We start from the raw sequence: 20,959 nt of genomic DNA, 5'->3' as shown, positions 1-20,959 counted from the left end.
CTCTTAATCCATTCGCTCGACTTGCATGTATTAGGCACGCCGCCAGCGTTCATCCTGAGCCAGGATCAAACTCTCCAATAAAGTTAGTTTGTCTAGCATCTAAAATAAAAAATTGACGTTTCACGTTGTTTGTTTCGTTCAGTTTTCAAAGAACTACTTAGTCGCTCATTTGCGACTTCCTTATGTTAACATTTTCGTTTTTTGATGTCAACTAAGTTTTTTAATTTCTTTTTTGTCGTTTTCTGCGCTGCTGCATCAGCGACGGTTATTAATATATCATGCGGTACATAAAGAGTCAATACTTTTCATAAAAAAATTTCACATCCCGTTAAAACTTTAAAATCATGTTCCAAAAGCCATTATAGCTTCCCTTCATCCTACTCCAAATTTCATATCTTATCACTCTATCACATTTTTATACGAGTGAAAATTCTAAATTTTATGTTATATTATTGTTATAGGAGCGTGGTGAGAATGGGCATTAAATATTCGAACAAAATCAATAAAATCCGGACCTTTGCATTAAGTTTAGTATTTATCGGTCTCTTTATTGCATACTTAGGAGTCTTTTTTCGTGAGAACATTATTATTATGACAACATTTATGATGGTTGGCTTTTTAGCTGTTATCGCTAGTACTGTCGTTTACTTTTGGATTGGTATGTTATCTACTAAAACTGTACAAATTATTTGTCCAAGCTGCGATAAACCTACAAAAATGCTCGGTCGTGTCGACGCATGTATGCATTGCAACCAACCTTTAACAATGGATCGAAATCTAGAAGGAAAAGAATTTGATGAAAAATATAATAAGAAGAGCTATAAGTCATAAGTATATACGGAGACAATGCATCCTTACAAAACTAAACATGAAAAGGTGATTTCTTAATCAAGAAATCACCTTTTGTATTTTTCTTTAATTAAATGAGGTTGTGTACCGAACATTTTAACTCCCCCTGAACCTAACGTACTTCCTATATATAATAAAGAAAGAGGTTGACGTAAAGCCGTCAGCCTCTTTCTTTATTATATATTACGCCTTATGACACTCTGGACAAACGCCATAAATTTCTAAGCGATGACTATTAATAACGAAGCCTGTCGTTTTCGCAGCTTCCTCTTCAAGCTGTTCCAAACCTCCATAAGGAAAATCAACAATCTTACCACATTTTTCACAAATCACATGATAATGTTGACTTGTAACATAATCAAATCTACTTGAAGCGTCTCCATAAGTTAATTCCTTTACAAGTCCAACCTCTTTAAATACACGCAAGTTATTATAGACAGTTGCAACACTCATATTTGGAAACTTACCTTCTAATGCTTTATAAATTTCATCCGCTGTTGGGTGCGTCATAGATTCCACAAGGTACTCTAAAATAGCATGACGCTGTGGAGTAATGCGTACACCCGTATTTTTCAGCATTTCTAGCGCTTCTTTTAATTCTTCTTTGACCACCGTCATGCACCCCGATTCTATACGGATTATTATTTTATAATTCTTATAAAGAGTGTACTCCTTTTCTTATAAATCGTCAATATTTCTACTATAAGTATGTGGTTTATTTTTGCATATAGCCTTATTCTTATGTATCTTTCCCTATTTTTTATGCATTTACAATAGAAAAAAAGTGCGACATAATCGCACTTGGAATACTATCATCTGAGGAGGTATGCCCTACACTTCACTTTATGTAAGACAATAAAATATGTATAGACACTCGCCTTACTTCTATATATTTTATCTCCACAATGGATTTACTTTATATAAGAAAGAACATCTTCAATATGTCCCTTCACTTTCACTTTACGCCACTCTTTTACAAGCTCACCGTCTTTATTAATAAGGAATGTAGAGCGCTCAATTCCCATGTACTCTTTCCCAAAGTTCTTTTTCAACTTCCAAACATCATACAATTCCGCTACCTTATGATCTTCATCTACTAAAAGTACAAATGGAAGTTCATGCTTCTCAATGAACTTCAGATGTCCGTTCGCTGAATCAGGGCTTACACCAAGAATAACTGTATCCTTCTCTTGAAATAATCCATATGCATCTCGAAAATCACACGCTTCAGTTGTACACCCTGGAGTCATATCTTTCGGATAAAAATATAGAACTACATTTTTACCACGAAAATCAGCTAAGCGAACTTGTTCCCCGTTACTTCCCTCTAATGTAAATTCTGGAGCCATTTCTCCTACTGTAATCATTATTATCACTCCTACTCTTTTCTTTTACTATAACAAATGCTTCCTTATTTTTCATTGTCTATTACGGACCTCATTACAAAAGCAAACGGTAATGTATATCCAATTAGCGCTTCTCCAATCGCAATCCATCGCCCAATTCCAATCGGAGATATGTCACCATATCCAACAGACAATAAAGTAACTGCGCTAAAATATAAACAAATTTCAACCAGTTGAAAAGAGTGAGCGTTTAAGCTTTCTCCATCCTCTTTCAAAACTGCAAAACCCATTTCCTCTAATACAACGTAACTTAATCCAAATGCAATCAATACTGTTGTATAAATCAAAAATAATGTAGCTAAATTATACAGCGAAAAAAAACGCGTTGAATCCGAATAGGAACTCCATAATAATTGGACACTCCTCAAAATAGCAATTGCTGCAATTAATAGAATAAATCCCCATAACATGTCCTCCACCTCATTTTATATGTATGAGACAGCCATTAGATTTATCCCTTAGAAACAAACAAGCTTTTATAATTAATTCCCTGCACCACGGTACCTTTTTACCCCCTGATTCCAAAGAGTAATTGCAATCGTAAAACAGATAACACCAACGAGCGGTGTTGCAAATGCATAGCTATTCCACTCTGTTTTTCTTAAAAAGTACGCTGCTGGATACACTCCGACAAACGCAAATGGTAGGACAAACGTTAAAATGAAGCGAATCACACGGTTATAAATATTAACAGGATAGCGGCCATAATTCCCTATGTTATACATTAGCGGCATAATCGAACTTTTCGCGTCCGACCAAAAACCAAGACTTGCAAGCGTAACAAATATCCCTCCGTATACAAGTGCGCCCCCTCCTACCATCAACAAGAATAAGAAGATATCGTACCAGTAAAAAGATAATTGCAACTCCACTGCTGCGTAGCCCATTACAATCATTCCCGTAATCGCTCCAATTAAAGATTCAAGCTCCATTCTCTCTAATATAATTTGAAATAAACTATGAATCGGTCTCGTTAATATGCGATCCATTTCTCCTTTAATAATGTAACGATCATTAAAGTCCCATATGTTAAAGAAAGCTGAGAAAATGGCAAACGGCACTAAAAAGAATCCATAAATAAAGATGACTTCTTCTCTACTCCAACCTTTTAATGCTTGCGTATGTCCAAACACAACAAGAATAAAGATTAAATTAACAGCCTGTAGTGATAAATCAGAAAGTAACCCAACGATAAAATCGCCCCGATACTCCAATTTTGTTTTTATATATTGACTTGCATATTGCAAAAATAGTTTTATATATATCATCTCATCATCCCCCTTGTACAATTAGACGTTTTCTCGCCGTTCTCCACATGAGTACAATCGGAATAATAAGTACAATGGCCCAAATTACTTGGAATAATAATGCCTCATACAATTTACTTCCTTGTATACCTTCTGAGAAAATCATACTCGGAATATAACTAATAGCCTGAAACGGTAAAAACATCATTGCCTTTTGGGCCCATAACGGATAAAAACTAATTGGTAATAATAGACCTGAAAACAAATCAATAACAACACGTTTTGCATACATAATTCCGCTATTATTAAATAAGAAGAATGTGAGCATTCCCGTCATTAAATTAATTTGTGTATTAATAATAAAACTAAATATTAAAGATAAGAAGAAATATAACCACGTTTGAAAGTTCGTTGTAATTTGCAATGAAAATAATAAGGTAACGATGACCATACCCGGAATTGAAAAGAAGGCAAAGCGAAATATTCCTTCACCAAGACCTTGCATCACTTTCATCCCTAAATAGTTATATGGGCGTATCAGTTCTACCGCTACACGTCCTTCTTGAATCTCCATCGCAATTTCCCTGTCTATATTATTAAAATAAAAAGCACGTGCCATCCATGCAATTGCGATATACGTAGTCATTTGCGAAATAGATAAACTTTCAATATTCTCTTTCCCGCTATAAATTGCTTGCCACAAAAAATAATATGCGCCGATATTAATTGTATAAATTAAAATCCCGCTATAGTAGTTTGTACGATACGCAAGCATCATTAAAAAGCGAATTCGAATCATTTCAATGTACTTACCCATGTTTAATACCTTCTTCATAAATGTTACGAATAATTTCCTCTGTAGACACTTCATTAATTTTTAAATCTTTAATTTGAAAGGCTTGTACCACTTTAGAAATAAGCATTGAAATAATAACTTCTTCATTCGGTATTTTGGCAATCCACGCGTTTTCCTCTTTCGCTTTCGACCAAACGACATGACTATCTGGCATAACCATTGATAAATCCTGATAAGAAACTGGTGCGACAAACTGAAAATGTATTTCTTTCTCTGCTCCCCACTGCGTACGAAGATTATTTAAAGAACCGTCATACATAATATTGCCTTCATCCAGCATGATAACGCGCTCACATAAAGCTTCAATATCAGTAATATCATGAGTTGTTAATAAAATCGTTGTTTTATAACGTTCATTCATTTCTTTTAAAAATTCACGTATTTTCAATTTCACAAGTACATCTAACCCAATTGTTGGTTCATCTAAAAATAATAACGGCGGATTATGAATTAATGCTGCCGCTAATTCACAACGCATTCTTTGACCTAAAGATAGCTTTCGAACTGGCTTATCTAATAAAGGACCAATATCTAACGTTTCGATTACGTGCTCCATATGTTCTTTATACTGAGCGTCTGATACACCGTACACTTTTTTTAATAAACGAAACGATTCTTGTACGGCAATATCCCACCAAAGCTGTGAGCGTTGACCGAAAACAACACCAATCGTTCTTACAAATTCTTCCCTCTGCTTATGCGGGTTCATCCCATTTACTAAAATGTCTCCTGATGTCGGAGTCAAAATCCCCGTAAGCATTTTAATTGTCGTTGATTTACCAGCACCATTCTCACCGATATATCCAACCATTTCACCTTGTTTCACAGTAAAAGATACATCATTTACTGCTGGTACTATTTTATAATTACGATTTAATAAATCGCGAAATGCACCCTTTAAACCTGGACGACTTGAATAGGCTGTAAATTCTTTACGTAACCCTTGTACCTCAATTACCGATTTCATAACCGGACCCCCTTCCTAAATGTCACAACGAATAGTTTACCCAACTGCCTTCTCTATCACAAACAATACGTCTTTTCGAAAAACATGTTAGAATAATACATAGATTTTTGTAAGGAGATGAATGGTAGTGAAATTCACAAAATCAGAAGCATTACATAAAGAAGCTTTAGAACATATCGTTGGCGGTGTTAATAGTCCTTCTCGTTCTTTTAAAGCAGTTGGTGGCGGCGCTCCTGTTGCTATGGAACGTGGAAAAGGTGCTTATTTCTGGGATGTAGACGGAAATAAATATATCGATTATTTAGCAGCATACGGTCCTATTATTACTGGACATGCTCACCCGCACATTACAAAAGCAATTACAACAGCTGCTGAAAATGGTGTACTTTACGGAACTCCAACAGCGCTAGAAGTAAAATTTGCAAAAATGTTAAAAGAAGCAATGCCTGCATTAGATAAAGTCCGCTTCGTAAACTCTGGTACTGAAGCTGTAATGACAACAATTCGTGTCGCTCGCGCTTACACAGGCCGCACAAAAATTATGAAATTCGCTGGTTGTTACCACGGTCATTCTGATTTAGTACTTGTAGCAGCTGGATCTGGTCCTTCTACACTAGGAACTCCTGACTCAGCCGGTGTACCACAAAGTATCGCTCAAGAAGTTATTACCGTTCCATTTAATAATGTAGAAACTTTAAAAGAAGCATTAGATAAATGGGGACATGAAGTAGCAGCTATTCTTGTAGAACCAATCGTTGGAAACTTCGGTATTGTAGAGCCAAAACCTGGCTTCCTTGAGAAAGTGAATGAACTTGTTCACGAAGCTGGTGCACTAGTAATTTATGATGAAGTTATTACTGCTTTCCGCTTCATGTACGGTGGTGCTCAAGACTTACTTGGCGTAACACCAGACTTAACAGCGCTTGGTAAAGTTATTGGCGGCGGACTTCCAATCGGTGCTTACGGTGGTAAGAAAGAAATTATGGAACAAGTTGCCCCTCTTGGACCTGCATATCAAGCTGGTACAATGGCGGGAAATCCTGCTTCTATGGCATCTGGTATTGCTTGTCTAGAAGTTCTTCAACAAGAAGGGCTTTATGAAAAATTAGATGAACTTGGTGCAATGCTTGAAAAAGGAATTTTAGAGCAGGCTGAAAAACATAATATCGATATTACATTAAACCGCCTAAAAGGCGCTTTAACTGTATACTTCACAACAAATACAATTGAAGATTACGATGCAGCACAAGATACAGACGGAGAAATGTTCGGTAAATTCTTCAAGCTTATGCTGCAAGAAGGAATTAACTTAGCACCTTCTAAATACGAGGCATGGTTCTTAACGACAGAACATACAAAAGAAGATATTGAATATACAATTGAAGCTGTAGGTAGAGCATTTGCTGCTTTAGCAAACAATAAATAATCCCGTCATTCAAAGGAAAAAAGAAAGCACACCTTTCTTTTTTCCTTTTTTCTATTTCATAAATCCCTTATTAATAGTATAATTATTCATAATTATCTGTTTAATTTTTCTTTTATATCCTTACTATCTTTGTATACAAGGCTGCTCACGCCTTAAATAGTAAGATTATTCAAACTTTCATAAGAGGGGGGATTGACGGATGCTCAATAAAACAAACACATGGACACCGTCTTTATTTCGAGATTACAAAAATGCAGAACACGATGCGTGTGGAATCGTTTCCGTTATGGAGAAACGAAAAATTCCTACAAAAGAAAATATTAATCTTTGCATACAATCGCTCGTCAAAATGAATCATAGAGCTGGTTTCATTAATGGCGAAGGCGATGGAATCGGTATTCACATTGATGTACCAAAAGCACTTTGGAATGAAAAATTAAAAAGTAGCGGATATAATCCAACGATCGTGGATCATCCCCACTTTATCGTTGGACATTTTTTTCTAAACAAAAACGAAAATATAGTTAATTTAAAAAATCATATTCGTACACAACTAAACAACGAAAACTTTGCAATTCTTTTCGAAAGTGATGATGTAATAAACTCCGATGCACTCGGTCCACTTGGTAAACAAGAAGAACCTTTATTTTGGCAAGTTGCTCTTATCGCAGAAAATGAAGTTGCAAATATTGAGCAAACATTATTTACAGTAACGATAAAAATAGAAGAAAATGAAGCGATTCATGTTGCTTCCTTAAGTCGTGATCACGTTGTATATAAAGTTCTCGGTGCTGGGGATACACTTGTTGCCTATTACAATGATTTACAACACCCACTTATTGCTTCAACTATGACACTAGGACACAATCGCTATTCTACTAATACATTATCTAACTTTTTTCGTGTACAACCATTTAGTATCCTCGGACATAATGGTGAAATTAACACAATTGCAAAATTACGCGATCAAGCCAAAATGATTCACGTTCCACTTACTGCTGGGGGCAGTGACTCCCAAGATTTAAACCGCACCTTAGAAACTCTACTTGTTCAATACAACTACAGTTTATTTGAAGCAATGGATATACTATTCCCGCCAATTATTAATGAAATTAAACTTTATGAACCACATTTACAAGATTTATATACGTATATACGTGAAGCATGGGGCCATTTTGCACAAGGTCCAGCTGGCATTATTTCACGTTATAAAGATGAAGCTGTTTTCAGCGTGGATTCCCTTGGGCTACGACCAGTATGGAAAGTAGAGACAGAAAGCTCTTATATTTTCTCTTCTGAACCTGGAGTTGTATCACCAACTGAATATGTAGCAGAACCAAAACCACTCGCTCCAGGGGAAAAAGTCGGACTAAAGTGGAATGAACAAGATGAGCTTGTTCTTTATGAATATGACAAATACCAAGCTCAAGTATATGACCGTTTTAAAAAACGAGTGGATACTAAAGATTATCATTTAAACTTATCTACCCCTGAAACGAAAGAAATCCAAGGATTATGTGATTCTATGCAAGTTGAAACAAAACAATACGTTGCTTTCGGATGGGATCGTGAACATATTCAACTTCTTGAACAGATGGCAACAAAAGGCGTTGAGCCAATTCGCTCACTTGGGCATGACTCACCACTCGCTGCACTCGATACTGGTAGACGAAATATCGCTGACTTCATTAAGGAAAGTGTAGCTGTTGTTACAAATCCAGCAATCGATCGCGATCGAGAAGTTGAACACTTCTCCACACGAACGATACTTGGCGAACGTCCAAGTTTATTGGCTGGTGCTAAACAGCCATTTGTAGTTGAGATGCTTTCCCCAATCATTTTAGAAGGAAGTGTAGCACAATCTATTGCAGAAGAATTACACACAGTTACGTACGAGCAACTTATACAACTATTCAATACTCATAGCTCTATCGCTACAATCTCTGCTACATTCAGTCAGGCAGAAACTTTACAATGTGCCTTAAGTCGAATTAGTTCTGAAGCGATAACAGCTGTAAACGATGGGGCTTCCCTACTATTAATAGACGATGCCAACGCTCATCTCAATGAACAGTTATGGATTGATCCGCATTTAGTTACTGCGAAAGTACATCAAGTATTAAGCGAAAATAAATTACGCCGAAACTGTTCTCTCGTTATACGTTCGGGTGCCCTTCGCTCCTTACACGATATCGTCACAATGTATGGATTAGGAGCAGATAGTATCAATCCATATTTATTATTTGCAACCGTAAATGATGGGACAAAAACACCAATTACGAATTTATATCATGCACTTAATAAAGGACTGGAAAAAGTCATTTCAACAATTGGAATTCATGAATTGCGTGGTTACGGTCGCCTCTATTCTTCTATCGGGTTACATGAAGAAATCGCAAATATATTGCAAATTACAAATTTCTTAGGTTCAAATGATTTAGCTTTTTCTCTTGAATCACTTGCTGAAGATGCACAAATGCGAGCGAACGATTATAACAATCCTAAAGTTAGAATGCGAAAATCTTTTCATATATTCCCGCGAATTTGGAAAGCAATTGGCGATGTTGCAAAAGGAAACTCTTATGATGATTACCGTGAAAAATTAAGTGAATTAGAAGAAAATAACCCCATCGCAATTAGACACCTTGTTCAAACGAAAGAAACAAAACATATCATTCCGGCTGAAGAAGTGTCCATCAGTATTCAAAATCATGATTTACCATTTATTATTAGTTCCATGTCATTCGGTTCTCAAAATGAAATTGCCTTTCGTGCATATGCAGAAGCAGCCGATCAGCTAAATATGATTAGTTTGAACGGTGAAGGCGGCGAAATTAAAGATATGATTGGAAAATATCCACATACACGTGGACAACAAATTGCGTCCGGACGATTTGGCGTAAACGCCGAACTACTCAATTCATCAAACTTAATTGAAATAAAAATTGGGCAAGGCGCAAAGCCTGGTGAAGGTGGACATTTGCCAGGTTCAAAAGTAACAGCCAAAATCGCTGAAGCGCGTAATGCGACAATTGGATCAGATTTAATTTCACCTTCTAACAACCATGATATTTATTCCATTGAAGATTTAGCTCAAATGATTACAGAAATTAAAACGGCTAATCAACTTGCGAAAGTAGCTGTAAAAGTCCCTGTCGTCCCTAACATTGGAACAATTGCTGTTGGTATCGCAAAAGCTGGTGCTGATTTTATTAACATTAGCGGATTTGATGGTGGTACAGGAGCTGCACGTATTCACGCATTGCAACATGTAGGGCTTCCTGTAGAAATTGGTGTGAAAGCCGCTCACAATGCTTTATTAGAAGCAAATATGAGACATAAGGTAGAAATTTGGGCTGATGGTGGTATTCGAAGTGTGAATGATGCCTTGAAAATTATGCTCCTTGGAGCAAATCGCATTGGATTTGGTACATTATCCATGATTGCAATTGGCTGTACAACTTGCCGTGGATGTCATCTAGATACTTGCCACGTTGGAATCGCAACACAGATTGAATCTGAAGCTCAAGCGAAAGAACACGGATTACGCCGCTTCGTCCCGCGTGAATTAGAAAGCGCCGTGGCTGGATTATTACATTTATTCACTACTTTTGGCGAAGAACTAAAACGATTAACAGGAGATCTCGGCTATACAAATTTACAAGAAATTGTCGGGCGTTCCGATTTATTAGAACAAGTTCGAGGCAAAAATTTATTAAACTTATGTAATTTACTACAAACGATAGAACATCCATCTAGTACAAAAACAGAACACGTACTAGAAAAACAATTTGAAACAATTCATTCTCCTCATTCAAAAGAATTAGTAGGCGTTGGCGTAGAGCAACGTGTTATGGGTGGTCTAGAATCTTGTTATCGCGTTCGTAGTAAATTATATGAAGACACGAAGCTTGAACCACTTACATTAAAGTATACGAATGGCTCGATTCCTGGAAATGGATTAGGTGCTTACAATAGTGAGAACTTATTTATACACGTAAATGGCGGCGCACAAGATGGTATTGGTAAAACCTCCTTTGGTGGTGGTATTTATATAACGAAAGCAAAAGGAAAAGACGGTCTATATTATAACGGTTCTGTCGGAAAAGGTTTTGGATACGGTGCACAAAAAGGGGCGCTATACGTTCAAGGTAACGCTGATGCTCGCGCTGGCATTCGCCTCTCTGGAGCAGACATGATAATTGGCGGACGCATGACAAAGCCACTCCGTGAAAAAGAGCAAGGGAATATAGGAGCATACTCTAATATTAAAGGTTTCGCTTTTGAATATATGACAAATGGGCGCGCTCTTGTTTTAGGGGATCCTGGTCCATGGATTTGCGCTGGTATGACTGGCGGGGTTGTTTATTTACGCCATGATTCAAGCTTAGGTTTAACAGAACAGGCATTAAAAAGAAGAATCGCAAAAGGAGCAAATGTTACATTACAACCAATTAGTAAAAATGGTGTGCAAGATGTGACCGAGTTATTACTAGATTATATCCGTGTATTAAATGAACATGAGCAATACGAGGAAGTTGCTTTATTGACACCGTTATTCGATGATATGCAGCAACAGTTTTTTGAAATCATCCCGAAAAAAGAGCAGGCTGATCCATCTATCTCAACAGAGTGATATGCCTAATTTTCATCTTCAAGAAAAAAATTGACGAAGTACACTTCTCATAGTAATCTATAGTAACAATTTGAAACCTGCTGAAATTCAGCAGGTTTTTTTACTAAAAATTGATGTTTAAAAAGAATTAGGAAAAAGTATAAAATGAATCTTAATTTCTTATTAACGTCACTAAAATATCACTTGCTAACATATTGTAATGAATGTATAGTATCATGTTGTACATTCATTATGACAAGAGAAAGGATCTTATTAAGGGTATGAAACTTGGTGCTCGCATTTTAAAAACGGGTATTGCCATCACATTAGCTTTATTTGCTTGTATTTTACTTAACTTACCGAGTCCAGTATTTGCGGGAATTTCAGCTATCTTCGCTGTTCAACCGTCTGTATACCGTTCGTATTTAACTGCACTTGAACAAATTCAAGCAAACGTCATTGGTGCGGTATTCGCTATCGCATTCGCTACTGCTTTTGGACATAATCCTTTTATTATTGGATTAACATGTATATTAGTAATTGCTCTTACATTGCAATTACGATTAGAAAACACAATATCAATTGCTTTAGTAACAGTTATCGCTATTATGGAGTATCAAGGTGAAGATTTCTTTAGTTTTGCCTTACTTCGATTTGCGACGATTATGGTTGGGATTATTGCGGCTTCACTTGTAAATTTAGTGTTTATGCCTCCAAAATACGAAACAAAGTTATATCATCGCATCGTTGATAATACAGAAGAAATTGTAAAATGGATTCGAATGAATAGCAGGCAAGCTTCTGATTTTACAACATTAAAAACTGATATTGATCGTATGAAAGAAAAAATGATCAAACTAAACCATTACTATTTGCTGTATAAAGAAGAAAGAAGCTATACGAAAAAAGTAAAGTTCGCAAAAATTCGTAAGCTTGTTTTATTCAGACAAATGTTAGCGACGACAAGTCGTGCTTTAAGTACGTTAAAATCATTACATCGTACTGAAAACGAACTGCGCTATATGCCAGAAGAATTCCAGGAATCTATTCAGAACGAACTTGATTCATTAACACATTATCATGAACAAGTTTTATTAAAATTTATTGGTAAAGCAAAAAAACAACAATCTGTTGAAATGCTTGATGAAGTTGAAACAGGTAAACAGGAATTAATTGATATCTTTATGGAATATCAAAACAAGGATGATGAAGAAGCATATAAAACATGGCTACATCTCTTCCCTCTTATTTCCGCTATTATTAACTATAGTGAAGAAGTAGAGCATTTAGATTTACTTGTGGATAGCTTCTACACATACCATAAACCAGAAGCAGAACTCAAAATCGATGATAAAAAAGAAGACGAATAAAAAACAGCTCCTTTTACGCTAAAGGAGCTGTTTCTGTTATATGTTGAAGTTGATATAAATTGTGGTAATATCCTCTTTTTTTCATTAATTCTTCATGAGATCCTGTTTCTTTAATTTCACCATCTTCAATGTAAATAATCGTATCCACATGCGTAATCGTCGCCAATCGATGTGCAATTATGATCGTCGTTCGATCAGCAGCTAACGTCTGAAGCGCCTCTTGAATATATCTTTCATTTTCTAAATCCAAAGCGGAAGTCGCTTCATCTAATATAAGTAACGATGGATTCTTTAAAAACACGCGTGCAATCGCTACACGTTGCCTTTGCCCACCAGATAACTTCACACCGCGTTCCCCGACGACAGTATTATAACCATCAGGTAACTCAATAATAAAATCATGAATTTGCGCAGCTTTGGCAGCTGCAATTACTTCTTCCTCTGTCGCTTTCGGATTCCCATATAAAATATTTGCCCCGATTGTATCGCTAAATAACAAATTATCTTGCAGTACAATTCCAATATGACTACGTAAATTTCTCATATCATACTTTCTAACATCTATCCCATCTACATAAACTGCGCCTGAAGAGACATCATAGAAACGCGGGATTAAACTAGCAAGAGATGACTTCCCTCCCCCACTTGCTCCTACAAGTGCTACCTTCTCTCCTGGCAACATAGTTAACGAAAGGTTATGTAATACCTCTTTTTCATCCGAATTGTAACGAAAAGATACATTATCAAATATCACTTCACCATTTAATTTTTTCGTTTGTACCGCACCTGGTACATTCACAATATCATATTTTTCGTCTAACAGTTCAAACACCCGATCCATCGATGCGAAAGACTGTGTTAATGTCGTAGAGGAATTAACAAGGCGGCGAAGTGGACTATACAAACTATCCATATATCCAACAAAGGCAACCATAGTTCCTAATGTTAACTGCCCCTGAATCACTTCATACGCTGCAAAACCGATCACGAGTAACGGCCCTAAATCTGTTAACGTATTTACTGCTGAAAATGTTCTCGCCGTCCAACTCGTATGCGTTAACGCTTTCGTCAAAAATTCATTATTTCTTTTTTCAAATTGCTTCCCTTCATACTCTTCTAATGCAAAGCTACGTGTCACTTGCATCCCTTGAATACGTTCATGTAAATACCCTTGCATCGTTGCTAACGCTTGTGAACGCTCTTTCGTCAATTTTCGAAGACGCCCGAAAAAATATTTCACTGCCACTACATAAATAGGTAAAATTAATAGCGCAACAAATGTCAATTTTATATTCATAGAAAACATAACAATAATAGCGATAGCAATTGTTGCTGTATCTAACCAAACATTCATCAAACCAGTAATTACAAAATCCTTCGTTTGTTCTACATCATGAATGACACGTGAAATAATCTCCCCTGTTTTTGTATTCGAATAATAACGTAAACTCAAATTTTGTAAATGACCAAAAATATGTTTTCGCAAATCATATAGTATTGTATTTGCGATACGCTGCGCAAAATATTGACGATAATATTCAATCGGCGGTCTTAACACTGCAAAAATAAAAAAAGCAATCCCAATCGCTGTTACTAGTTGGGACGTCTTATCTTGAAGTGACCCTCCGCCCTGAATGACATCATCAATAATATACTTTAATAACCACGGCATAATGAGCGGGATGCCGAATTTAACTAGACCAATCATAATCGTAATAGCAATAAGCCATCGATATGGTTTAACAAATTGCAAATATCTTTTTATACCTTGCACATAATCCCCCCTCTAATAGGACAAACCTGCGGGGGAATCCCCTGCAGGTTTGTTTTAATTTCTGTACATTAAATATCTCTCATACCACATATCTACAAAGTCTGGTGCGAATGGCCCTTTTCTTTGATGAATCCATTGTGTTAATTGTGCTACATTTCGTTTTAAAATCGTATCAATCACAGGTGGATATTGCATAATTTGACTATGTTTTTCATATTCATCTTCATCTAAAAGCGTATATGTCATATCTGGATACACTTTAATATCTAAATCATAATCAATATACTTTAACGCTTCAGAATCATATGCAAAAGGTGAGCTTAAATTACAATAATAATATACGCCCTCTTCCCTTAACATTCCAATCACATTAAACCAGTAGTTTGCATGAAAATAACAAATTGCTGGTTCACGAGTAATCCATGTTCGGCCATCTGATTCTGTCACTACTGTACGATCATTTGCTCCGATCACAAGACTTTGTGTCCCTTTTAAAATCGTTGTCTCTTCCCACATTCTATGAATGGAGCCATTATGTTTATAACTATGTATTTGTACTTTTTCTCCTTCTTTGGGAAATCCCATATATGCTCCCTTCCTTCAACTGCAAATGCCCTTTGAACTGCATTCACTTTTTTTCTATTATAACTTTTTTGTCGAAATTTTAAAACTAAAGCGATAAGACTCTATGTTTCACAATGAATACCATATCCATAGTCTTTCTTAGGGAACGGGGCCAAACGAGGAAAGGAGAATAAAGTGAAACTTTAATCAGCCCTCACCAATCGGACTTTTATGGTCAGCCCGCCCCCCACCTAACTTCTTTGCTTTCGCTGCATTTTGAGGTGGGGGTCTTACTGCCCATTAAAGTGGGATAAAAAAAGTCCTTCCTCATTTCCATGTACAGAAGGACCTTTCACCTAAAGGCAACAATATATCTTATCCTAAATTTGAAATCATTTTTTCAGTTTCAAAAGATTGAATCACACTATTTGTTTGCTCTTCAAATTTCTCATGTAATAACTTAAGTGCTAATTCTGTTCTATATATTTCTTGGCGAATAAAATGTAATTCCTTTTTATCGCACGTATCCTTTTCGCTTATTTCAATTTGCTGATACTTCTCTAGGTGAGCTTGTAACTTCAACAACTCATCCATCGTTTCCAATTGCTCTCCTACCAACTTATCAAAATCGTTCATTACTTACCCCCTTTTGGATTTATTTATCAGTTATTATTTCCTCATTACATATTTCTAATCTTTAACTTCCTTCTCCTTTGACTACATTTGTTGACTTATTAGAAGTTATGTCGTTCGTTTTATTTTCATTACCATGACCAAAGCACAAAGAAAACACTTCTCCCGAATTAGAGAAGTGTTTTTCTTTCATTACTGATTTGAACTAGAAGATTGTGATTGTTTTGCAGCTGATTGTGCATTTTGTTTTTTCACAGCATGCACGTCTGTTTCAGTTGCAAATTCAGTACCATAACTAGCGTTTGCACTTTGTGCACCAGAAGCTTGTGCTTTCTTTGCTTCTGATTGTGCGTTTGCTTGTTTTACTGCTTGCACATCTGTTTCAGTTGAAAACTCTGTACCATAACTAGCATTTGTACTTTGAATGCTAGCACCAGAAGTTGCCTTGTTATAACCTTGTTGTTTTTTACTCATCTTTCTCACCTCCACAACCAATAATGTAACCAATTCTCTTAGAAGCTATCCGTGATTTTCTTTTTTTAATCTCCGTATATATCTCTTGTCACTCATTCAAACTATAGAAAATGGAGGTGGAAATATGTATATAGGACGCGATATGACTGAACTAACGATGATTTCAAAAAATGAGTGGAAAGAAGATGAATTGGCTTATTTTCATCATTCATTACAACAGATTTTGCCGTATTTAAATACAGAAGGTCAAAGTATCTACAAAGAAATTGTAATAGAAATTGAATCAAGAGGCGGCTTACAAGAAGGTGATGCTAGTTGGACTCATGGGACAAAAATTTCTTACGATTAAAAAAGTGTTCCCAATCTAGGGAACACTTTTTTGTTTATCCCGCTTTAATGGGCAGTAAGACCCCCACCTCAAAATGCAGCGAAAGCAAAGAAGTTAGGTGGGGGTCTTACTGCCCATAAAAGTCCGATTGGTGAGGGCTAATAATCAGTGAGAGATGAAGAACCCCCCCACTGATTAAAGTTTCACTTTATTGCATTGTAATTTTCTCAACACAACTCTCATAAATCGTACGATGCGATTTAGAGAAAGGTAATTGCTCAAATGCTTCTTTCGATACAATTTTCAATGTATCTGTTTCAACAATGTCACCAGTTACTTTTCCGTAAAATACGAATATATCCCAAGTGCGATGTGTAAAGGTATGTTGTACATTCATTGCGTATTCTTCAATAGAAATCGAAAGCTCAAATTTTTCTTTCATATAATCTATAAGCTGTTCCTTCTGATTACGAATCCCTTCGCCAAGTTCAATATTCGGAAACTCCCACATATTAGCTAATAAACCAGTACTTGGACGTTTATTAATGACGTAACGGCCATCTTCTGTTTGAAGTACTCCCGCAACAATCGGTACCATCTTAGGGGCTTTCGCTTTACTTTTTACTGGTAATTCCTTTTGAACACCTTCAGCATATCCCCTGCAATGCTCACGTACAGGACAAAGTAAGCATGCTGGATTTTTAGGAATACAAATCAGTGCTCCTAATTCCATCAAACCTTGATTAAAATAAGATGGATTTTCAGCCGAAATAATTTCACGCACAATCTCTTCAAACACTTTTCTCGTTTTCGGTTTTGCAATGTCATCCCATACTGATAAAATGCGAGATAATACACGCATAACATTTCCGTCAACTGCCGGCTCTGGTATACCATATGCGATACTTAAAATAGCACCTTTTGTATAGGGACCGACTCCCTTTAATTTCTCAATCTTCTTTACATCACTTGGCACAATCCCGCCATATACTTCTTTTACTTCTTTTACGGCTGCATGTAAATTTCGCGCTCTAGAATAATACCCTAAACCTTCCCATGCTTTTAACACTTCTTCATCATCAGCATTTGCCAAAGCTTCTAGAGTAGGAAACTTCCCCATGAAATTTGCGTAATATGGTTTTACAGCTTCTACCCTAGTTTGCTGCAACATAATTTCCGAAACCCAAACACGGTATGGATCTTTATTTTTACGCCACGGTAAGTCGCGTTGCTCTTTTTCAAACCAACCAATTAAATCATTTTGAAACTGCTCTATGTTAAAATTATTTAATATTTCAAGTGTCAAACTTGATCCCCCTCATTTTTTTGCATATAAGTACTATTATAAAGATTTTAGGAAAAAATTTAAGTAAGATGACATAGGAAATAGAAGGCAAAGGACTTGAGGTATCGAATAAAAAGAGTTACATTAATAAAAAACGGAGGTGGATTTCTATGGACACAGCCACTCACCTTGTTATGGGCGTTACTCTAGGCAGTTTGGCCACGTTAGATCCAGCCATAGCACAAAGTGATATTGGGCCACAAGCAGTTATGCTTGCTACAATTGCCGGCTCCAATATTCCTGACATCGATACAGTTTTAAAATTGCGTAATAACGCTAAATATATAAGAAATCATCGTGGGATTACTCATTCCATTCCTGCAGTGATTCTTTGGTCTTTCCTTATAAGTGGCATCTCTTTCGCCTTCTTTTCAGACGCTCCATATTTGCATCTACTACTTTGGTCCTTTATTGCCGTCTTTCTTCATGTCTTTGTAGATATTTTTAATGCCTACGGTACACAAGCATTACGGCCCTTCACCAAAAAATGGGTAGCGCTCGGCATCATTAATACATTTGATACCGTCATTTTCTTTATCCATATACTCGCAATTGCTTGTATGCTCGTAGGTTCCCATAAAGGATATACTGCCTTAGCAGCGTATATATTAATGATTGTTTACTACATGGGACGGATTATGATGCATAGAAATATAAGAAGCGTTGTACAAAAACGTTTCAAACATGTTGAGAAGATAATCATTTCTCCTTCTTATCGATTTTATCATTATCATTTAGCAGTCGTTACAACCGATTATTACTACGTTGCTAGATGGCATCGTGGTAACATCATGATCTATGATAAGTTCGATCGGGTACCGTTCCCAGATAATGCTATTATGCGCGCAGCTAAACAAGATGAAAACATCTCAGCATTTTTATCTTTCTCCCCTGTATATCGCTGGGACATTTTCGATTATGATCATTATTATGAAGTTCGATTCATTGATTTGCGATATCGTAGTAAAGACTATTATCCATTCGTTGCAATCGTTCAACTCGATCATAATTTAAATATTATTAGTTCCTATACAGGATGGATTTTTAGTGAAGAAAAACTTCGAAAAAAACTGGAGTTACTTCCACATTAAAAAAAGCGACTTCAGTCGCTTTTTTTAATGTTTCAAATGATCTTCTTGATTGATTAGATGGCTATATTTCGGATTATTTGTACGCATTTCATGAAGGCGTACTCCATGATTATTAATCCATGATCGTACCACTTGTTCAGTCATTTCTTCTCCTTGATAACGACCTGATTTCGCATAAGTCGTTTGAAAATCTTCCCACAGTAATTCAACCCAAGCACGCGCTTGTGCGTAAGAAAGCTTGTCATTTTTGTCTAATAGTTCTTTCGTTAATGCTTCATAAATATCATTCATGTTCTAGTCTCCTTTACCTAATTATCCCTTCATTTCTAAAGGATAGTTTCTTCTATTTTGCACATTCTATAATTGATACTTCTTCAAGAGGTATCAACTGATGATGAGGAGGGCGTTCGCAATGGGTAAACAAGCCGAATTTTGGTCTGAGTCAAAAAACAACAGCAAAATCGACGGTCAACCGAAAGCGAAATCACGCTTCGCTTCGAAACGACCTAACGGCACAATTAACACGCACCCACAAGAACGTATGCGTGCTGCAAATCAGCAGGAAGAGTAGTAACAAAGTAACTTAACTTCCTACACGAGGTGATAAAGATGAGCTACCGTGATCGCTTAGATAGTCGTTCTGAATTATTTAACCATACGTGGACTCGTCCGAAACATGCAAAAGCGCAAGTTAACGGACAGACGCAACAAACCCAGTCTCTCATTATATTGGCGAATGAATGTAAAAAACGCCAATTTTAGAATCTCCTATCTCCTGTAACGCCTACCAAAGATGAAAACCAGAGAGATATTCGCTCTCTGGTTTTTATTTTTCTTGCAATAAAGAAATCGGTATTCCAATCTCTTCATTATCATTTTGCTTATGTCCCCAAGCAAATACCCCATTGAAATACGTAATTTCAAATAATATACCAGGTTCTTCTACTAATTCATATGTCTCACCGATATGGAATTTGTTTATGTCAGTCATATAAGCGCGAGCCATTGCTATCTTTCGCATTAATACATCGAACTCATTTACAATTCCAAGTTGCTCAGCTTTTATTGCTTGCTCTTTCAAAACCCCAATTTCTTCCCTTAGCTCATATGATGTCATTTCACTGTAGCGTTTTGGCGTATTCATTTTTATTCCCTCATCCCTCTTCGCGTTTCATTTGTAAAAATATCTCTATCTCATCAATAGAGAATCCTTTACGATATAACGCTTGTTTCATCTTATTTTCAAATGTCCATCCATCATACTTCTTATATTTCTCATAATATTTATTCCCATGATAGTGTAACGCTTCTTGTTGCTTTTCGTCATCTTTTTCGTCTTTCAATTCTTCCAAACAAATTTGAATCACATCTCTAGAATATCCTTTACGAACAAGCATTTCGTCTAACTTTAGCTTCATTTGTAAAAAGGAATGCTTTTGATAAGATTTCTTTTTCTTTTCTATAAGAATTAAAGCATTCTCAATTTGCTTTTCCTTCGGATATTCTTGTAAACTATGCGTAATAATTAGATCCTGAACACCTTTATTTAACAACTCTCTTTTAATAACCGTTGGACCTTTTCGATTCACATTACTTTGCGTTCTCGTATATAAAATAGCATACTCTTTATCATTAATATATCGGTCATGTAATAATTTCGAAACGACTTCAGAGATGATGGCTTGTCCCACTTCTTTTTTTCGTAAAAAATCTTCTATTTCTAGTTTCGTTCTCATTTGATAGGATAAATAGGAGATTGCTTGTAAATATGCTTTTTGTACCTCTTCATTGTACAAAATATTTCCTAACGCTATTTCATCAATTTCTAAGCCCTTTTGTAATCCGTGTTTTATTAAGATTACTTCGTTCACACTAAATCCGTATTCTTCACCTTGACCTTTATCGATATAAATATTAAACCGTTCTTTCGATCGTTTTTGCACTTCTATTTTTGTAATGACAGCCATACTCTCACCTCTCTATTATTTTACCATAGTCAAGGAACGTTTTTGCT

General features: G+C 36.1%; 22 protein-coding genes and 1 rRNA gene. 8 read left to right on the top strand and 15 right to left on the bottom strand.

Annotated features, from left to right (window positions below; all coding sequences use genetic code 11):
• Positions 1–81, bottom strand: a 16S ribosomal RNA gene (locus ACTFRS_RS23725); the annotation flags it as partial.
• Positions 82–474: 393 nt separating this feature from the next.
• On the opposite strand from ACTFRS_RS23725, the gene ACTFRS_RS23720 reads away from it, so the two are divergent.
• Complete coding sequence (locus ACTFRS_RS23720; RefSeq protein WP_000511742.1) at positions 475–831, top strand: YgzB family protein; 357 nt, start codon at positions 475–477, stop codon at positions 829–831.
• A 201-nt stretch (positions 832–1,032) separates the two neighbouring features.
• Here the strand turns inward: ACTFRS_RS23720 and perR are convergent, their stop codons facing one another.
• The 6 genes from perR to ACTFRS_RS23690 all read right to left on the bottom strand — a co-directional run bounded on the left by perR (position 1,033) and on the right by ACTFRS_RS23690 (position 5,325).
• Positions 1,033–1,461, bottom strand: coding sequence for a peroxide-responsive transcriptional repressor PerR (gene perR / locus ACTFRS_RS23715; protein WP_000237834.1), 429 nt, complete (start codon positions 1,459–1,461; stop codon positions 1,033–1,035).
• A gap of 299 nt (positions 1,462–1,760) precedes the next feature.
• Positions 1,761–2,216 carry a thioredoxin-dependent thiol peroxidase gene (gene bcp, locus ACTFRS_RS23710; protein ID WP_440025134.1) on the bottom strand — a complete coding sequence of 152 codons (456 nt, stop codon included), beginning with the start codon at positions 2,214–2,216 and terminating at the stop codon, positions 1,761–1,763.
• Between the two features lie 44 nt (positions 2,217–2,260).
• On the bottom strand, positions 2,261–2,665 hold the full coding sequence (locus ACTFRS_RS23705) for a potassium channel family protein (RefSeq protein ID WP_000964350.1): 405 nt from the start codon (positions 2,663–2,665) through the stop codon (positions 2,261–2,263).
• A gap of 72 nt (positions 2,666–2,737) precedes the next feature.
• Positions 2,738–3,523, bottom strand: coding sequence for an ABC transporter permease (locus ACTFRS_RS23700; RefSeq protein ID WP_000639354.1), 786 nt, complete (start codon positions 3,521–3,523; stop codon positions 2,738–2,740).
• A 4-nt stretch (positions 3,524–3,527) separates the two neighbouring features.
• Positions 3,528–4,319, bottom strand: coding sequence for an ABC transporter permease (locus ACTFRS_RS23695; RefSeq protein ID WP_000521517.1), 792 nt, complete (start codon positions 4,317–4,319; stop codon positions 3,528–3,530).
• Positions 4,312–5,325, bottom strand: coding sequence for an ABC transporter ATP-binding protein (locus tag ACTFRS_RS23690; RefSeq protein WP_000843646.1), 1,014 nt, complete (start codon positions 5,323–5,325; stop codon positions 4,312–4,314). Before ACTFRS_RS23690 ends, ACTFRS_RS23695 begins: the two co-directional genes overlap by 8 nt.
• A gap of 121 nt (positions 5,326–5,446) precedes the next feature.
• Here ACTFRS_RS23690 and hemL point away from each other — a divergent pair, with 121 nt between their 5' ends.
• The 3 genes from hemL to ACTFRS_RS23675 all read left to right on the top strand — a co-directional run bounded on the left by hemL (position 5,447) and on the right by ACTFRS_RS23675 (position 12,736).
• Positions 5,447–6,751 carry a glutamate-1-semialdehyde-2,1-aminomutase gene (gene hemL, locus ACTFRS_RS23685; RefSeq protein WP_000260535.1) on the top strand — a complete coding sequence of 435 codons (1,305 nt, stop codon included), beginning with the start codon at positions 5,447–5,449 and terminating at the stop codon, positions 6,749–6,751.
• A gap of 199 nt (positions 6,752–6,950) precedes the next feature.
• Positions 6,951–11,387: a glutamate synthase-related protein gene (locus ACTFRS_RS23680; RefSeq protein WP_440025136.1), complete on the top strand. Its 4,437-nt coding sequence runs from the start codon at positions 6,951–6,953 to the stop codon at positions 11,385–11,387.
• 260 nt (positions 11,388–11,647) lie between these two features.
• The gene (locus tag ACTFRS_RS23675) at positions 11,648–12,736 is read left to right on the top strand and encodes an aromatic acid exporter family protein (protein ID WP_000765784.1); all 1,089 of its coding nucleotides are present in this window, start codon (positions 11,648–11,650) and stop codon (positions 12,734–12,736) included.
• Positions 12,737–12,749: 13 nt separating this feature from the next.
• Here ACTFRS_RS23675 and ACTFRS_RS23670 read toward each other — a convergent pair whose 3' ends face one another.
• The 4 genes from ACTFRS_RS23670 to ACTFRS_RS23655 all read right to left on the bottom strand — a co-directional run bounded on the left by ACTFRS_RS23670 (position 12,750) and on the right by ACTFRS_RS23655 (position 16,181).
• A complete protein-coding gene (locus tag ACTFRS_RS23670) occupies positions 12,750–14,510 on the bottom strand; it encodes an ABC transporter ATP-binding protein (protein ID WP_139869526.1) in 1,761 nt (586 codons plus the stop codon).
• A gap of 54 nt (positions 14,511–14,564) precedes the next feature.
• Positions 14,565–15,095: a nucleoside tri-diphosphate phosphatase gene (gene ntdP, locus ACTFRS_RS23665; RefSeq protein ID WP_000506628.1), complete on the bottom strand. Its 531-nt coding sequence runs from the start codon at positions 15,093–15,095 to the stop codon at positions 14,565–14,567.
• 354 nt (positions 15,096–15,449) lie between these two features.
• The gene (locus tag ACTFRS_RS23660; RefSeq protein ID WP_000997573.1) at positions 15,450–15,710 is read right to left on the bottom strand and encodes a YgaB family protein; all 261 of its coding nucleotides are present in this window, start codon (positions 15,708–15,710) and stop codon (positions 15,450–15,452) included.
• 189 nt (positions 15,711–15,899) lie between these two features.
• Complete coding sequence (locus tag ACTFRS_RS23655) at positions 15,900–16,181, bottom strand: gamma-type small acid-soluble spore protein (RefSeq protein WP_000039045.1); 282 nt, start codon at positions 16,179–16,181, stop codon at positions 15,900–15,902.
• A 124-nt stretch (positions 16,182–16,305) separates the two neighbouring features.
• Between ACTFRS_RS23655 and ACTFRS_RS23650 the strand changes: the two genes are divergently transcribed.
• Entirely contained in the window at positions 16,306–16,530 is a 225-nt protein-coding gene (locus ACTFRS_RS23650; protein ID WP_000275435.1) for a hypothetical protein, read from the top strand.
• A 187-nt stretch (positions 16,531–16,717) separates the two neighbouring features.
• Here the strand turns inward: ACTFRS_RS23650 and mutY are convergent, their stop codons facing one another.
• Positions 16,718–17,815 (bottom strand): A/G-specific adenine glycosylase, encoded by a 1,098-nt coding sequence (gene mutY / locus ACTFRS_RS23645; RefSeq protein WP_139869524.1) that lies wholly within the window; start codon positions 17,813–17,815, stop codon positions 16,718–16,720.
• A gap of 149 nt (positions 17,816–17,964) precedes the next feature.
• On the opposite strand from mutY, the gene ACTFRS_RS23640 reads away from it, so the two are divergent.
• Complete coding sequence (locus tag ACTFRS_RS23640) at positions 17,965–18,945, top strand: metal-dependent hydrolase (protein WP_139869523.1); 981 nt, start codon at positions 17,965–17,967, stop codon at positions 18,943–18,945.
• 24 nt (positions 18,946–18,969) lie between these two features.
• Here ACTFRS_RS23640 and ACTFRS_RS23635 read toward each other — a convergent pair whose 3' ends face one another.
• Complete coding sequence (locus ACTFRS_RS23635; RefSeq protein ID WP_000998158.1) at positions 18,970–19,236, bottom strand: YfhJ family protein; 267 nt, start codon at positions 19,234–19,236, stop codon at positions 18,970–18,972.
• A 121-nt stretch (positions 19,237–19,357) separates the two neighbouring features.
• Here ACTFRS_RS23635 and ACTFRS_RS23630 point away from each other — a divergent pair, with 121 nt between their 5' ends.
• Positions 19,358–19,516, top strand: a complete 159-nt coding sequence (locus ACTFRS_RS23630; protein ID WP_000517891.1) for a small, acid-soluble spore protein K — start codon at positions 19,358–19,360, stop codon at positions 19,514–19,516.
• A gap of 38 nt (positions 19,517–19,554) precedes the next feature.
• The gene (locus ACTFRS_RS23625) at positions 19,555–19,707 is read left to right on the top strand and encodes a YpzG family protein (RefSeq protein ID WP_000122093.1); all 153 of its coding nucleotides are present in this window, start codon (positions 19,555–19,557) and stop codon (positions 19,705–19,707) included.
• Positions 19,708–19,771: 64 nt separating this feature from the next.
• Here ACTFRS_RS23625 and ACTFRS_RS23620 read toward each other — a convergent pair whose 3' ends face one another.
• Positions 19,772–20,089, bottom strand: coding sequence for a YfhH family protein (locus ACTFRS_RS23620; RefSeq protein ID WP_139869522.1), 318 nt, complete (start codon positions 20,087–20,089; stop codon positions 19,772–19,774).
• A gap of 10 nt (positions 20,090–20,099) precedes the next feature.
• On the bottom strand, positions 20,100–20,912 hold the full coding sequence (gene recX, locus ACTFRS_RS23615) for a recombination regulator RecX (RefSeq protein WP_000268520.1): 813 nt from the start codon (positions 20,910–20,912) through the stop codon (positions 20,100–20,102).
• Between the last annotated feature and the right edge of the window lie 47 nt (positions 20,913–20,959).

Source organism: Bacillus cereus group sp. MYBK139-1 (assembly GCF_051916915.1).
Lineage (GTDB): Bacteria > Bacillota > Bacilli > Bacillales > Bacillaceae_G > Bacillus_A > Bacillus_A pacificus.
The sequence above is the reverse complement of the archived record's forward strand: the minus strand, read 5'-3'. Positions and strand labels throughout refer to the sequence as shown.